This window comes from Pseudomonas viciae, assembly GCF_004786035.1.
GTDB classification, from domain to species: Bacteria; Pseudomonadota; Gammaproteobacteria; order Pseudomonadales; family Pseudomonadaceae; genus Aquipseudomonas; species Aquipseudomonas viciae.
Map to the genome: position 1 here is coordinate 1071156 of NZ_CP035088.1, position 15434 is coordinate 1086589.

11 protein-coding genes are annotated in these 15434 nt (G+C 59.3%); 7 read left to right on the plus strand and 4 right to left on the minus strand.

The window, feature by feature from the left end; translation table 11 throughout:
* Nucleotides 1-172 precede the first annotated feature (172 nt).
* On the plus strand, nt 173-1084 hold the full coding sequence (locus EPZ47_RS04730) for an SDR family oxidoreductase (protein ID WP_135843744.1): 912 nt from the start codon (nt 173-175) through the stop codon (nt 1082-1084).
* 42 nt (nt 1085-1126) lie between these two features.
* Here EPZ47_RS04730 and EPZ47_RS04735 read toward each other — a convergent pair whose 3' ends face one another.
* From EPZ47_RS04735 to EPZ47_RS04745, 3 genes are all read right to left on the minus strand, one after another.
* The gene (locus EPZ47_RS04735; protein ID WP_135843745.1) at nt 1127-1894 is read right to left on the minus strand and encodes an N-acetylmuramoyl-L-alanine amidase; all 768 of its coding nucleotides are present in this window, start codon (nt 1892-1894) and stop codon (nt 1127-1129) included.
* Between the two features lie 194 nt (nt 1895-2088).
* Nucleotides 2089-2346, minus strand: a complete 258-nt coding sequence (locus EPZ47_RS04740) for an immunity protein (protein WP_135843746.1) — start codon at nt 2344-2346, stop codon at nt 2089-2091.
* The gene (locus tag EPZ47_RS04745; RefSeq protein WP_135843747.1) at nt 2346-4385 is read right to left on the minus strand and encodes an S-type pyocin domain-containing protein; all 2040 of its coding nucleotides are present in this window, start codon (nt 4383-4385) and stop codon (nt 2346-2348) included. Before EPZ47_RS04745 ends, EPZ47_RS04740 begins: the two co-directional genes overlap by 1 nt.
* A gap of 628 nt (nt 4386-5013) precedes the next feature.
* On the opposite strand from EPZ47_RS04745, the gene EPZ47_RS04750 reads away from it, so the two are divergent.
* The 4 genes from EPZ47_RS04750 (at nt 5014) to EPZ47_RS04765 (ending at nt 11874) form a co-directional block, all read left to right on the plus strand.
* Entirely contained in the window at nt 5014-6807 is a 1794-nt protein-coding gene (locus EPZ47_RS04750; protein ID WP_135843748.1) for a DUF1302 domain-containing protein, read from the plus strand.
* A 22-nt stretch (nt 6808-6829) separates the two neighbouring features.
* Nucleotides 6830-8197 (plus strand): DUF1329 domain-containing protein, encoded by a 1368-nt coding sequence (locus EPZ47_RS04755; protein ID WP_135843749.1) that lies wholly within the window; start codon nt 6830-6832, stop codon nt 8195-8197.
* A gap of 290 nt (nt 8198-8487) precedes the next feature.
* Nucleotides 8488-11043, plus strand: coding sequence for a helix-turn-helix transcriptional regulator (locus EPZ47_RS04760; protein WP_135843750.1), 2556 nt, complete (start codon nt 8488-8490; stop codon nt 11041-11043).
* A gap of 129 nt (nt 11044-11172) precedes the next feature.
* On the plus strand, nt 11173-11874 hold the full coding sequence (locus tag EPZ47_RS04765; RefSeq protein ID WP_135843751.1) for a hypothetical protein: 702 nt from the start codon (nt 11173-11175) through the stop codon (nt 11872-11874).
* Here EPZ47_RS04765 and EPZ47_RS04770 read toward each other — a convergent pair.
* Nucleotides 11839-12660 carry an IclR family transcriptional regulator gene (locus EPZ47_RS04770; protein ID WP_135843752.1) on the minus strand — a complete coding sequence of 274 codons (822 nt, stop codon included), beginning with the start codon at nt 12658-12660 and terminating at the stop codon, nt 11839-11841. The two genes, EPZ47_RS04765 and EPZ47_RS04770, sit on opposite strands and share 36 nt — an antisense overlap.
* 151 nt (nt 12661-12811) lie before the next feature.
* Between EPZ47_RS04770 and hmgA the strand changes: the two genes are divergently transcribed.
* Together hmgA and fahA are read left to right on the plus strand one after the other, a co-directional pair.
* The gene (hmgA, locus tag EPZ47_RS04775; protein ID WP_135843753.1) at nt 12812-14116 is read left to right on the plus strand and encodes a homogentisate 1,2-dioxygenase; all 1305 of its coding nucleotides are present in this window, start codon (nt 12812-12814) and stop codon (nt 14114-14116) included.
* Nucleotides 14117-14119: 3 nt separating this feature from the next.
* Entirely contained in the window at nt 14120-15424 is a 1305-nt protein-coding gene (gene fahA / locus EPZ47_RS04780) for a fumarylacetoacetase (protein WP_135843754.1), read from the plus strand.
* Nucleotides 15425-15434: the final 10 nt, after the last annotated feature.

The window sequence follows — 15434 nt, forward strand, 5'->3', positions numbered from 1 at the left end:
CCATCACATGTGCCTCTGCCAGCAGGGAAATCGAATATGCCGCTGTGGTGTGGGCCTGCATCATCCCCCCACCTTATCGGCCACCATTCACTTCCAACCGTGTTGATTGTGACCGGCCGACTTGTGCCGGACACTCGTGCTCATTGTCCTGTCGGCCTACTGGAGTTCTGCCATGAATGAATCTGTGCGCTTCGAAGATAAAGTCGTGATCGTCACAGGAGCCGGTGGTGGCCTGGGGCGCGCCCATGCGCTGTTGTTCGCCAGGCAAGGCGCGAAAGTATTGGTCAACGACCTTGGCGGCTCGGCGCAAGGGGAAGGGGCCAATGCCTCGGCTGCGGACCGGGTGGTCGCCGAAATTCGCGAAGCCGGCGGCATTGCCGAGGCCAACCACGACTCAGTCACCGATGGCGACAAACTCGTTCAAAATGCCCTCGACGTGTTTGGTCGGGTCGATGTGGTGGTCAACAACGCCGGTATCCTGCGGGACAAGACCTTTCACAAAATGGACGACGCCGACTGGGACCTGGTCTACCGCGTTCATGTCGAAGGCGCCTACAAAGTCACCCGCGCCGCCTGGCCGCACCTGCGTGAGCAGAATTATGGGCGGGTGATCTTCACGGCCTCCACGTCTGGTATCTACGGCAACTTCGGCCAATCCAACTACGGCATGGCCAAGCTCGGTCTGTATGGCCTGACCCGCACCCTGGCCATCGAAGGCCGCAAGAACAATATTCTGGTCAATGCCATCGCCCCTACCGGCGGTACTCGCATGACCGAGGGTCTGATCCCGCCGCAGGTGTTCGAACAGCTCAAGCCAGAACTCGTCAGCCCGCTGGTGGTGTACCTGGCCAGTGAAACCTGCCAGGAAACCTCCGGTTTGTTCGAAGTAGGCGGCGGTTGGATGGGCAAGGTGCGCTGGGAGCGCAGCCTGGGTGCCGGCTTCGACCCGCGCAAAGGTTTCTCGCCTGAAGACGTCGCCGCCCATTGGCAGCAGATCTGTGATTTCGAAGATGCGGTACACCCCAATGACAACCTGGAAGCGTTGAAGGAGATGATGGCGAATCTGCAACGTCACGCCGTTTAATCCGCCGCCTCGACCGGTTGCCGTCAGCGACGGCAACTTCGGTCAGGGGAAGTATTTCTTCACCAGCGCCGCCAGGTTTGCGGCGGTCTCGATATCCATCACACCGTCATATTTCGCCTGCCGAAAGTGCAGCTGGAAGGCCCGCACCAGACGCTGGAAACCCGCAGCCGTGGTGGCTGCCGACGTGTCATAGCCATATTTCTTGAACAGCCCGAGCAATTGTTCGCGGGTGGGCAAGCCGTTGCATTGGTAGGCCTGCGTGTAGGCCTTTTGCGTGGGCTCATCGAACCACGCGCCAATGCCCTTGGTGTACAACGCCTGCCAGGGAAACATCGGGCCGGGGTCGCTTTTCCTACCGGCAGCAATATCCGAATGCCCCATCACATTGACCGGGCTGATGTCGGGATAACGCTTGAGAATGTTCAACGCCAGGTGTTCGATCGCCTCGATTTGCTCGGGCTGATAGGATGGAAAGGTGAATTGCCCTTGGTTATCGGTGGCAAGGTTGACGATTTCTACGCCAATCGAGGTGTCATTCAAGTTATTGCGACCGCCCCAACTGCTCACCCCCGCGTGCCAGGCACGTTGGTTCTCGTCCACGAGATTGAAAATCTGCTGTTCCTTGAAACCTGCTTTCACATAGCTCGGATCGCTGATGTCCGGAACGAGGTAGTGGGCGCTGACCGAAGCACCGGTCAGTGCGCTAACAGAGGATGAAAAGTTCGCGGCCGTGTAATGAAAAACCAGAAAGCGAACGCGGCTGTTATAACCTTTTTTTGATCGAAAGCTGTTGCAGTTGATCGGCGTCATAGAGAACTCACTGAAGTTTAAAGTCGAAGCAGAATGCTGCGACTGACTTTCAGCCTATCAGCGAATTTTTAATGGGTGCGTAGTGGGTTTCTTGCTTTGTTGTAGGAACGGGCGCTTGGATATGTTCTCTGGCGACTATCAGCAACCGCTGCAACCTATGCAGCGGTTAATACCCTAAAACATTCAAACTGGGTTTAGAGATAACGTTTTTCTTTTATGAATTCTGGTTCTTGCCAGTTCGGGCCTTTGATCGCGACGGGGCCTTCACCGTTCGCCAGGACTCCTTCTTCAAATAGTCTAGCGTAGGTTCTGAGCAGTTCTCCGTTTGCCACAACTTCAAAACGATAGCGTCCAACCATCCTGTCCAGTGAAGGATAAGCCATGCCGATACCGAACGCTGAGACAATATCTTTGATCGATTCGTTTCTCACGATCTGTTCGATAGTGCTCATTAAAACTCTCCTTTCAAAAGACGTTTGTATATTTCTTCCATTTGCTTTCTACCCGCCTCGAGTGCTTCCGAGGAGTACAGCAATGATTCGCTACTGCCCAGCTTATAATCCTCCAGCGTGGCAGTGTGTGCGTTGTTCCATTCGGCCGAGCCATTGCTCGGAATGAAGTCATCCGCCAGCCCTTGGGCTCTGAACCTCTCTAACTCTCTGGTCTCGTGGGTATAAAAGCGTTTGTCGACGTCACCTGGATTCATCTCACCGCTCAATATGCGCTCAAGCCGCTCAATCATTATGACATTAGCATCAGATTGATCGAGCCGGGCAATATGCAGTTTCACGGCATCTAAACCCTCTTGAGTGACCATGGCTGTCCTCCAATCCAACTCCAGAATAGGCCCACCGGCCTGCTGTGGATTGAAATCGCGCCCACTGTGCTCACCTTTGGTAGTGGCGCCCTCGTAAGGACTGTTAATGACGGTATAGATCGGCGGAATGCCCGACTCGGGTGGGAACACCGTAACGAACCCACCAAAACGGTAGAGATCAAACTCCGGGTGCGTATCGATTCGTCCAGCGACCGCCTCCGGGGTTGCGCCGGTATAAGGGATCATGTTCGGCACGCTGGCAGGCAGCGATGTAGACGCGCCATTCGGCTTCACTATGGGAGTCCAGATAATGTTGCTGGACGCGGCATCCGGACTTATGGATCGGTAAAAGTTACCCAATGAATCAAGCGTGGCGAGCTGTACGGCTGCTTTGGACAACGTCGGCGCACTGTGGGTGGCCGTTACGACATACTCTGTTTTGTTGCCCGTTGTTCTGGAACCAATGGCGAGAGGCAGGTTGATCTCACCCTGGGCTGCTGCGATGGCGCGCAAATCGTCGGATTTGTCCGGTGTGAGCTCAGAAAGCGGGACGCTCAAGGAGTAGAGGTCACCGTTGCCCAGTTCCGACGAATAAAACAGTGCCGCAAACCCTGCCAAAGCTGGCGCGGCTACTGCGGAGGCCGACTCGACTACCATGGTGATCGCGGTTCGTAGCGCAGCCTGGATGGCCAGGGTCGTTTCTTGGCTTGTGGCCAAGGTGCTGCCAGCGGTGGCGAATACCGGACCGGCGCCGGCTGCCGCGCCCAGCATGGGGAATGTGCGACCAGACAGGGCTTGGCGCAGTGCTTGTACCTCGGCCGTGCGTCGGATTTCGGCTTCGGTTGCCTTGCGTGCCTCCTCTGCGGCCAGGCGTTTGGCTTCGGCTTGAGCTGCGGCTTTTGCAGCCGCTGCCAGGCGCTGTGCCTCTGCTGCCAGCCGTGCTTGTTCTTCGGCCAGGCGTTTAGCCTCTGCCGCCAGTCGTGCTCGTTCTTCGGCCAGACGTTTAGCCTCTGCCGCCAGCCGTGCTCGTTCTTCAGCCGCACGTTTAGCTTCGGCTTGGGCCTTTGCCTGAGCCGCTGCCGCCGATTTTGCCTTGGCCTCGGCAATGGTTTTGTTTTGTATGGCTAAGCGGGTCTCCAACAGTTTTATCTGTTCGGCCAGGAACTTCGCCTGGTAAGCTGCGGCGTAAGAAATATTCCATTTGGCTATTGCGTTGTAATAACCTCTTTGCCCTCCGCGACGACCAACGAGCTCGAAACCTTTATGGGCAGGATCTCTGGCCTTGTGGGTCAGTGGGTCGTGACCATAATAAAGGTTGGCGGTTTTTATTTGTTGTTGGTGATCTGCCCTGGCTTTGGAAAGTTGTAGATTAAGTGTCCGTAACTCGATGTCGAAATCAGAGGCCGTTGTCGGGATCGCAGCCCGAACAGTTGCTCTTGTTTTTACGAGTTCGGCATCGGTTATGTAGGTAATGTTTTTGATGTTTTCTTTGAAGCATTCTTCGACAGATTCATTGCTTTCATCCAGCCAATCAAAGGCATAGTCAACTGCGTCGTATGCGCGATCGGCGTGGTCGGGACCTGACACTCCCCTGGCGCTAAATCCGAATCCAGAAGACGACGAAGGTGTACGGGGTATGCCTCTATTTACGAGAATATTTTTCTCTTGCTGCATATCGAATCCCTTTCGATTAGCGTGTTGATATAGCCATGTGTTCAGTATTTGCCATCATTCATGGCTATTGATGTCGTCGCCATCCAAGGCGACGAAGAAGACTATAAGTTCGATCACATAAGCCGGGCAGGTGAGCTTTTCCGACGGTGTTGTAGGAAACAAGAAGTTTTATCTGGGAAATAACCGCACATAAAAAAGGCCGCTGCAAAAAGCAGCGGCCTAAACATGACGTTGCAAAGGAGCTACAAATCAACGTCGGTGAACACGGGATGATGGATCGATACGCCAATCCATCCGAAGGACGGTGCGTCAGGTACGAGGGGACCATGACGACTTGTGCTTGCAGGCCCGTTGCTCTGCAAGCCCGGCCAGCATAGGCATCGTGTGCGTTCGGAAACAGCCCGGAACCGGACATGCACTGTTGCAGGGCGCGCAACAGTCAAAAGGCCGGGATGAATATGCGCGGCGCTGATGGTCCATCATCCAGTCTGTCCATGCTCGGCGCAAAGACCCGCCCCATAGGGGGGGTCATCCTTTCGGGGTACAGCGCGAATACCTCCTTGGTGCGCTTATCGCCCATGGCGGGCGGCAGTAGGGTGAAGCCTCTGTCACTCACCGGGGAAGACGCATGACAACAATAACAATGCGCGCCATCTTCAAGCCGCAGGCGCTGGCCGTCGCGGTGGCCTTGGGTTGCTGTGCCCAGGCGCAGGCCGTTTCATTCAACATTGGCGAGATCGAGGGGCAGTTCGACTCCTCGCTGTCCGTGGGCGCGAGCTGGGGTATGCGCGACGCGGACAAGGACCTGATCGGCACGGTCAACGGCGGTACGGGCCAGTCCTCCACCGGTGACGATGGGCGGCAGAACTTCAAGAAAGGCGAGACCTTTTCCAAAATCTTCAAAGGCCTGCACGACCTCGAACTCAAGTATGGCGACACGGGTGTGTTCGTGCGCGGCAAGTACTGGTACGACTTCGAACTCAAGGACGAAAGCCGTCCGTTCAAGGACATCAGCGACAGTAATCGCAAGGAAGGCGCCAAGTCGTCAGGGGCGCAGATCCTCGATGCCTTCGTCTACCACAACTATTCCATCGCCGATTTGCCGGGCACGGTGCGCGCCGGCAAGCAGGTGGTCAGTTGGGGTGAGAGTACCTTCATCGGCAACTCCATCAACAGCATCAACCCGGTGGACGTGTCTGCGTTCCGTCGTCCGGGTGCAGAGATCAAGGAAGGCCTGATCCCGGTGAACATGCTGTTCGCCTCCCAGGGTTTGACCGACAAGCTGACCATCGAAGGGTTCTACCAACTGGAGTGGGACCAGACGGTTGTGGACAACTGCGGTACGTTCTTCGGCAATGACGTGGTGGCCGATGGTTGCACCAGTGGCTACACCGTGGGCAGCCCGGCGATCGCGCCATTCGTGCCATTGACTCAAGCCTTTGGCCAAGGCATCGAGGTGAATGACGAAGGCGTTGTCATTGCTCGCAGCGGCGACCGTGACGCCCGTGATTCCGGGCAGTGGGGCACCGCGTTGCGCTGGCTCGGCGATGATACCGAGTACGGTTTGTACTTCATGAATTACCACAGTCGCACGCCGACTGTTGGCACCACCACGGCGGGCGCCTCGACGTTGGCGGCCCTGCCTGGAATGATCGCGATCGCCAACGGTATTTCTCCCGGCAGTGGTGCCGGCCTGGCGCAAAGCGTGATGCTGGGACGTGGTCAGTATTACCTCGAATACCCCGAGGACATTCGTCTGTACGGCGCCAGCTTCTCCACCACGCTGCCTACCGGCACCGCATGGACCGGCGAAATCAGCTATCGCCCCAACGCACCGGTGCAGATCAATACCAACGACCTGACCCTGGCCTTGCTCAACCCGATTGCCGGTGGCGCGGCATCACCTATTGCCACCTCGGCAGGCGCCGACAACACCGGCTACCGCCGCAAGGAAATCACCCAGGTCCAGAGCACCCTGACGCACTTCTTCGACCAGGTACTGGGCGCTGATCGCCTGACCCTGGTGGGCGAGGCGGCGGTGGTACACGTCGGCGGTTTGGAATCCAAGGACAAACTGCGTTACGGCCGCGATTCGGTCTACGGCCAGTACGGCTTCAACGGCGACACCGACGGTTTTGTCACTTCGACCTCCTGGGGCTATCGCGCCCGGGCGATTCTCGACTACTCCAACGTGATCGGTGGCGTGAACTTCAAGCCCAACGTGTCCTGGTCCCATGACGTGGCCGGCTACGGTCCCAACGGCTTGTTCAACGAAGGCGCCAAGGCCGTCAGCCTTGGTGTCGATGCCGATTACCGCAATACCTACACCGCCAGCCTCAGCTACACCGACTTTTTTGGCGGCGATTACAACGTTCTCGAAGACCGCGATTTCCTCGCGTTGAGCTTCGGCGTGAACTTCTGATCTGGCTGACAAGGAAAACCCAATGCGCAAGATGATCCTGCAATGCGGTGCCCTGGCCTTGAGCCTGCTGGCCGCGAACGTAATGGCGGCAGTCTCGCCGGACGAAGCGAATAAGCTGGGCACCAGTCTCACGCCACTGGGCGCGGAAAAGGCCGGCAACGCCGATGGTTCGATCCCGGCCTGGACCGGTGGCATTCCAAAAAACGCCGGTGCGGTGGACAGTAAAGGCTTCCTCGCGGATCCGTTCGCCAATGAAAAACCGCTGTTCACCATCACTGCCGCCACCGTGGACAAGTACAAGGACAAACTGTCCGAAGGCCAGGTCGCGATGTTCAAGCGCTACCCGGAAACCTACAAGATCCCGGTCTATCCGACCCACCGCAGCGTGGGCCTGCCGCCGGAAATCTACGAAGCGGCCAAGCGCAGTGCGCTCAATGTGAACGCCATCAACGACGGTAACGGCCTGGCCAATTTCACCGGCAACCGCTACTACGCGTTCCCGATTCCCAAGAACGGCGTGGAAGTGCTGTGGAACCACGTCACCCGTTATCACGGTGGCAACCTGCGGCGGGTCATCACCCAGGCCACCCCACAAACCAATGGCAGCTTCACGCCGATCCGCTTTGAAGAAGAAATCGCCGTGCCGTTTCTGATCAAGGACGCCGACCCGGAAAAGGCCAGCAACGTGCTGACCTATTTCAAGCAGTCGGTCACCGCCCCGGCGCGCCTGGCCGGTAACGTGTTGCTGGTGCATGAGACCCTCGACCAGGTGAAAGAACCGCGCCTGGCCTGGATCTACAACGCCGGCCAGCGCCGCGTGCGTCGCGCCCCGCAAGTGGCCTACGACGGCCCGGGCACCGCCGCCGACGGCTTGCGCACCTCGGACAACTTCGACCTGTTTTCCGGTGCGCCGGACCGCTACGACTGGAAGCTGATCGGCAAAAAGGAAATGTACATCCCGTACAACAGCTACAAGCTCGATTCGCCGAGCCTCAAGTACGACGATGTGATCAAGGCCGGCCACATCAACCAGGACCTGGCTCGCTATGAATTGCACCGGGTCTGGGAAGTGGTCGGCACGGTCAAGCCCAGCGAACGGCACATCTACGCCAAACGCCATATGTACTTCGACGAAGACAGCTGGCAGGCGGCACTGGTGGATCACTACGACGGTCGCGGTCAACTGTGGCGGGTGGCCGAGGGGCATGCGCAGTTCTACTACGACCACCAGAACCCGGGCTACACCCTTGAGGCGCTCTACGACATCATCGCCGGTCGCTACATCGCGCTGGGGATGAAGAACGAGGAGAAGCACAGTTACGAGTACGGTTTCGAAGCCAGGGCGGCCGACTACACGCCGGCGGCGCTGCGTTCGGAGGGGGTTCGTTAAGGACTGGCATTTAACTGTGGCGAGGGATTGATCTGTGGGAGCAAGGCTTGCCCGCGATGAACGATAACGCGGTTGAGCTTTTAGACTGCGGCGTGTCCATCGCGGGCAAGCCTTGCTCCCACAGTAAATCCTCTCCTCACAAAGTGTGCCTGACTTGATAATCATGATCGACCGGCAGCGAATCTGCCGGTCATTTTTTTATGGGCGCCAATCAGCGCGCTGAATACTTCTCCAAAGGTGAGCGGCACAGGACTAGGGTGATGGAACAATAATAAACAGGACTCTCGCACATGACCGCCATGACTCCGTGCCCGGATCGTCCTGGATTGCTGCCTCGCCTGTCCTCGACGCATGTGCCACGGCGGTCCTTGAGCGAGCCCTTGCTGACCTCCGAGGCGCGGGTGAAGCTGCTTTGCGCCCCGCCGGGCAGTGGCAAGAGTGCGTTGTTCGCCGAATGTTTCCTGCAGGCCCCCGCCGAGTGTCGGCTGCACTGGCTGCCCCTGGCCGGCGCGGTGCTCGACACGCAGCAGATGTGCGAGTGCCTGGCGCAAACCCTCGGCTTGCCCACGCAGGATGAAGCAGCGCTGTTGGCGCACCTGGCGCGTTTGCAAACGCCGACCTGGCTGTTCCTGGATGATTATTGCCGGGTACCGAATCCCGAGCTGGACCAATTCCTCGACCGTCTGTTGAACGTCAGCAGTCCGGCGTTGCACCTGTGGATCAATAGCCGCCGCCGTCCACATTGCAATTGGCCGCGGCTGTTGCTCGATGACGAGTTGCACGAATTCGACACCCAGGCCCTGGTCTTCACCCATGATGATGTCCAGCAACTGCTCAGTCATCTGCCCGCCCCCCAGGCAGCCCGTACGGCCCGCGAGGTGATTCAACGCAGCGGTGGCTGGTGCGCCGGGGTGCGCATCGCCCTGCTTGAGCGTTGTGAATGGGCGCGCCGTCATGCATCACCGGGGCGGCCAGGGACCTTGCATGATTACCTCGAGTACGAGCTGTTCAGCACGCTGGCCCCGGACCTGGCGCAAGCCTGGCGCGTGTTGGCCCATTTACCGCGCTTCAATGCCCGACTTTGCGAGCACCTGTTTGGCGAGACGGTAGGCGCCGAATGCCTGCCTTTGTTGCTGGACCTGGGGTGTTTTATCGAACCGTGGGAGCAGACTTCGGACTGGCTGCACATTTTTCCACCCCTGGCCCGCCTGGTACGTGACGAGCCCTGGTCGCAGGGACGGTCCTGGCATCGACGGGCCTGCCAGTGGTTCGCGGCCGAACAGGACTGGCAAATGGCATTCGAACAAGCCATGCACGCCGGAGAGTTCGAGTCCGCCGTCAGCTTTTTGCAGCACCTGAGCTTCGAGCACGTCTTGCAGCGCAACAACGTGGCGCTGTTGCTGAACCTGCATGATCAACAAGGTGAGGCGTTGACGCTCGGTACACCGCAATCGGTTGGGTTGGTGACCGCTGCCCTGCTGTTCGCCGGACGCTTCGAACAAGCGTCGGCGTGCATCGAACAACTGGCCAGATTTGTGCCACAGCCCCAGGCCTGTCAGCAGCGAAAACTAGTGGCGCGGTGGCAGGTCCTGCGGGGGTGGCTGCTGCACCTCTCTGGCGATGGCGAACAGGCGCACGAGCATTTCCTCCAGGCCCAGGCCGGCCTCGATCCAGAAGCCTGGGCGCTGCGGTTGCTGTGCCTGTTAGGGCTGACGCAACAGGCGTTGCTCAAAGGCGAGCTGGCCGAGGCTCACCGGATCAACCGCGAGGCGTTATGCCTGGCGCGCGCCCAAGGCTCGCTGGTGTTTGAAGGGCTGCTGGAACTGGATCACGCTCAAGTGCTGGAACAGCGCGGTGCCCCTCATCGGGCCGACCATCTGCTGAGCGCGGTCCAGGCCTTGCTGGATAAGCCTGGCCAGGATTTTTCGGCCTTGTCAGGGCGTATTGCCTTGCGACGTGGGCGCCTGGCATTGCGCATGGGGTTTGACGAGTTGGCCGCCGAGCAGTTTCAAACCGGCCTGGAAACCGGCCTGCGCAGCCAGGACAAACAAGTGCTCTATGGTTTTCTCGGCAAAGCGAACCTGGCGGCCAACCAAGGCGACTACGGCGAAGCGTTCATGCAACTGCGCGATGCCGAGCGGATCATGCAGCAGCGGCACATCCCCGACACGGTATACCGCGGCGTGTTGCTGCAAACCAGTTGCCAGTTCTGGTTGCAACAAGGGCGCCCGGAGCTGGCCCATGAAGCCTTGACCCGCGTGTTGCGGCATTTTCGCGGGCCCCAGGCCAAGCATGCGCCTCCCGCGACCCTGGAGCTGATACCGCGACTTGAATATCTGCTGGTACTGGCCGAGGTCTACCTGCATCGAGCCCACGATCCGCACACCCAGCTGGGAGCAATGATCGCCCAGGCGCAGCGCGGTGAAATGCACAGCCTGGAAACCGAGTTGCATCTGGCGTTGGCTGAAGTGGTCTGGTTGTCCGGCGACCGTTCCCTGGCTCGGACGATGGTGCGCGAGGGGCTTGAGCGAGTCGCCAACTGGCGGGCCCAGCAAGCTCTGTGTGAGCTGCGCTTGCGCCAGCCCGAGCTGGTGCGTTGGGCACAAACGGCGGAGCAGATCGAGCCGCCCGCCGTGCTGGCGGTCGAGGAAACGTTACTCAGCCATCGTGAGCTGGAAGTGCTCGAGCTGATTGCGCAAGGCTATTCCAATCTACAAATTGCCGAGCGGTTATTCATATCGTTGCATACCGTAAAAACCCATTCGCGGCGAATACATAGCAAGTTGGGGGTGCAACGGCGTACTCAAGCGGTAGCGAAGGCTAAAGTCATGGGGGTAATGGCTTAGATTGAAAGTAATAAGTGGAAGTCTTTACGCACTCTTACATTTGTCTTTTTACAGTAAGGGGGTGGGCTGATGTATAACTGAGCCGACGGATCGAACAGGACGTTTGACCATGACATGACAAGGACGTATATGAACACTCAGTTATTTTCTTCTTACTCCGAAAAACTGCGGGCACTGAAGAATACTCGCGTGGATTTTGCAGTGCAGGTGCTGTTGGGGCGTTATCTGGAGGCACTGGGCGTCAACCCGCTGCACACGTATCTGAATACATTGGCGGATTTTCCGAATCCCGAAGTTGGAACTTCCGAAACCCTGTTCGATGAAACGCTGGCCTGGGTTGAAAAACAGCGGGCGCCCCACTACACGCAAGGCATCAGTAACGTTTTCAGCAAGCGTTATTCCTTTGCCGCTGAAGATCGTGTCAAGGCGCTGGATTTAATAGCGTTTGAAAAAGTTGTCGCGGAGATCGTCACCAGCCTGACTGAAAAACCTTCAATGGATTTATCCCGGCGTTCCCTCAAGTCTTTATCCGTTGAGGATCTTCATGGCGCACTGAAAGTGCACTTGCCCGGCGTCGATCTGGATAAAGTCTACATCACCGGTTTTGTGACCCATGACTCCGGTGAACGGGTGGTGTCTTCTTCTCAAGCGCTGGTCGACTATCTACTGGACCATTTCAGCAATAATGATATTCCCTATCACTGCACAGGTGATCACCAGGCTATTTATATGGTCGCCTTCAGCGACGAAGAACGTTATCTCCACCCGCGGCTGGCCCCCGCTCACCTCAACGATCTACTGATCAGGATTGTCCCGGATTTGCTCGTCTGATCCTGGACCTGCTTCATACCCCATCCGCCAACTTACGGCGCGGGTCGCCGTCAGCAGTCGTTGCGCCGCCGGGCCGTGCTCGTCGGCGTGGAACAGCGAGGTCGGGCCGACGATGGTCATGACGGCCGTCACCTGACCGACGGCGTTGAATACCGGGGCGGACAAAGCGTCCACCCCGGGCATCAGCAAACCGTGCACATGATGCAGGCCACGACTGCGGATCTGCTCGCACAGGGCGGCATAAACCTTATCGTCGGCCAGGGTATGGTGGCTGGTGCTGTTCACTTCCTGCTCACGCAACCCGATGGTCTCGCGCTCCGGCAAATAGGCACTGAAGACCAACCCTGTGGACGAGCTGAGCAGCGGCAATACCGAACCCAGTTGCGTCACCACGGTCACCGCCCGCACGGCAGGCTCGATGCGCACCACGGTCGCGCCATGATTGCCCCACACCGCCAAAAAACAGGTTTCGTTCAAGTCATCGCGCAACTCGGCCAGGGGCAGGGCGGCCACTTGCAGCACGTCCATGCCGTTCAATGCGGCCAGGCCCACGCGCAAGGCCTCGCGACCCAGGCCGTAGTGGTTGGTGGCGCTGTTCTGTTCGGCAAACCCGCTGGCGATCAAGGCCTGCAGGTACCGGTGAACCTTGCTCGCCGGCATTTGCACGTGTTCGGCCAGGCGCGACAGTGACGTGGAGGGGGAGAGTTCGGCCAGGGCCTTGAGAATGTCGGTGCCGACTTCGGCCGAGCGAACTTTCTGTTTACCGTTGTTGGGCGGGGTTTCCATGGAGGCGCTGGGTCCAGAGGCGAATGGGCGTCTTTATAGCTTGACGGTCGCTGTCGAGCAAATTACGTTATGCGTAATTGGATTACGATAAAAATAACCCGGTGCGCCTCAAACTTTCCGTTGAGTGACGGGCCGCATCTCAGGAGGCTCCATGAACCTCGATTCCACAGCGTCGGAGCTGGTTTACCAGTCCGGCTTGGGCAATGAGTTCGCCAGCGAAGCGCTGCCCGGCGCACTGCCCGTCGGCCAGAACTCCCCGCAAAAAGCCCCGTACGGTCTCTACGCCGAATTGTTCTCCGGCACCGCATTCACCATGACGCGCAGTGAAGCGCGGCGTACCTGGATGTATCGCATCCGGCCGTCGGCCAATCACCCGGCTTTTGTCAAGCTGGAACGGCAACTGGCCGGTGGCCCGCTGGGTGAGGTCACGCCCAATCGCCTGCGCTGGAACCCGCTGGAGATTCCCGCCGAACCCACCGATTTCATCGACGGGCTGGTGCGCATGGCGGCCAATGCTGGCGCGGACAAACCGGCCGGCATCAGCATTTTTCACTACCGGGCCAACCGCTCCATGGAGCGGGTGTTCTTCAATGCCGACGGTGAGTGGCTGATCGTGCCGCAGTTGGGACGGCTGCGGATTGCCACCGAGTTGGGCGTGCTGGAACTGGCACCGCTGGAAATTGCCGTGTTGCCCCGGGGCCTGAAGTTTCGCGTCGAGCTGCTCGATCCACAGGCCCGCGGTTACCTCGCCGAGAACCATGGCGCGCCGCTGCGCCTGCCGGACCTCGGGCCTATCGGCAGCAATGGCCTGGCCAATCCGCGGGACTTTCTGACCCCGGTCGCTCATTACGAGAACCTCGCCCAGCCGACCACGCTGGTGCAGAAATTCCTCGGTGAGTTATGGGCCTGTGAACTGGATCATTCGCCCCTCGACGTGGTGGCCTGGCACGGCACCAACGTGCCGTACAAATACGACCTGCGCCGCTTCAACACCATTGGCACGGTCAGCTTCGACCACCCGGACCCGTCGATTTTCACCGTGTTGACCTCGCCCACCAGCGTCCCCGGCCTGGCCAACCTCGATTTCGTGATCTTCCCGCCACGCTGGATGGTGGCGGAAAACACCTTTCGTCCGCCGTGGTTCCATCGCAACCTGATGAATGAATTCATGGGCCTGATCCAGGGCGCCTACGACGCCAAGGCCGAAGGTTTCCTGCCGGGCGGGGCTTCCTTGCACAGCTGCATGAGCGCCCATGGCCCGGACGGTGAGACCTGCACCAAGGCGATCAATGCCGAATTGGCACCTGCGAAAATCGACAACACCATGGCCTTCATGTTCGAAACCAGCCAAGTCCTGCGCCCGAGCCGTTTCGCCCTGGACTGCCCGCAACTGCAAACCGACTACGATGCTTGTTGGGCCTCGCTGCCTGTCACGTTCGACCCGACCCGGAGATAACCCATGACTCAACTTTCCCCTGCCCGTAGCTGGGTCGCCTCCGCCAACGGCCATGCCGACTTCCCCCTGCAAAACCTGCCGCTGGGCATCTTCAGCACCGACGGCGGTGCGCCCCGTAGCGGCGTGGCGATTGGCGAGCAGATTTTCGATTTACAGGCCGGGTTGCAGGCGGGCCTGTTTGACGGCGCGGCGGGCGAAGCCGTCGAGGCGATGAAGGACGGCCAGTTGAATGCATTCTTCGACCTGGGCCGCAGCGCCCGGGTGGCCTTGCGTGAACGCTTGCTGGAACTGCTGCGCGAAGACAGCCCGCTGCGGGGCAAGATCGAAGCCCAGGGGGCGAAACTGCTGGTCCGCGCAGCCGACTGCCAGATGCACTTGCCGGCCAAGATCAATGACTACACCGATTTCTACGTCGGTATCGAGCACGCGCAAAACGTCGGCAAGCTGTTCCGTCCCGACAATCCGCTGTTGCCCAACTACAAATACGTCCCCATCGGTTATCACGGCCGCGCCTCGACCATTCGCCCGTCCGGCACCGATGTGCGCCGCCCCAAGGGCCAGACCCTGCCGGCCGGCCGGACCGAGCCGACCTTCGGCCCGTGTGCGCGGCTGGATTATGAGCTGGAACTGGGCATCTGGATCGGCAAGGGCAATGCCTTGGGCGAACCCATCGCCATCGGCGATGCCGCCGAGCACATTGGTGGTTTCTGCCTGCTCAACGACTGGTCGGCCCGGGACATCCAGGCCTGGGAGTACCAGCCGTTGGGGCCGTTCCTGTCGAAGAGTTTCCTGACCAGTATTTCGCCATGGGTCGTGACGGCCGAAGCCCTTGAGCCGTTCCGTCGCCCGCAACCGGCGCGCCCGCAAGGCGATCCGCAGCCACTGCCGTATTTGCTGGACAAGCGTGACCAGGCCGCAGGGGCATTCGATATCGAGTTGGAAGTCCTGTTGCTGACCGAAACCATGCGCGAGCAGAACCTGCCGGCCCATCGCCTGACCCTGAGCAACACCCAGTACATGTATTGGACCGTGGCTCAGATGGTCGCCCACCACAGCGTCAACGGCTGCCAGTTGCAGGCCGGTGATCTGTTTGGTTCGGGCACCTTGTCGGGGCCTGAAAACGGTCAGTTCGGCAGCCTGCTGGAAATCACCGAGGGCGGTAAAAAGCCGATCGAGCTGGCTTCTGGCGAAGTGCGTAAATTCCTCGAGGACGGCGACGAAATCATCCTGCGGGCCCGCTGCCGGGGTGAGGGCGTGACCTCCATCGGCTTCGGCGAATGCCGCGGCAAGATCTTGCCGGCGCGTTGAGGGGCAGGGC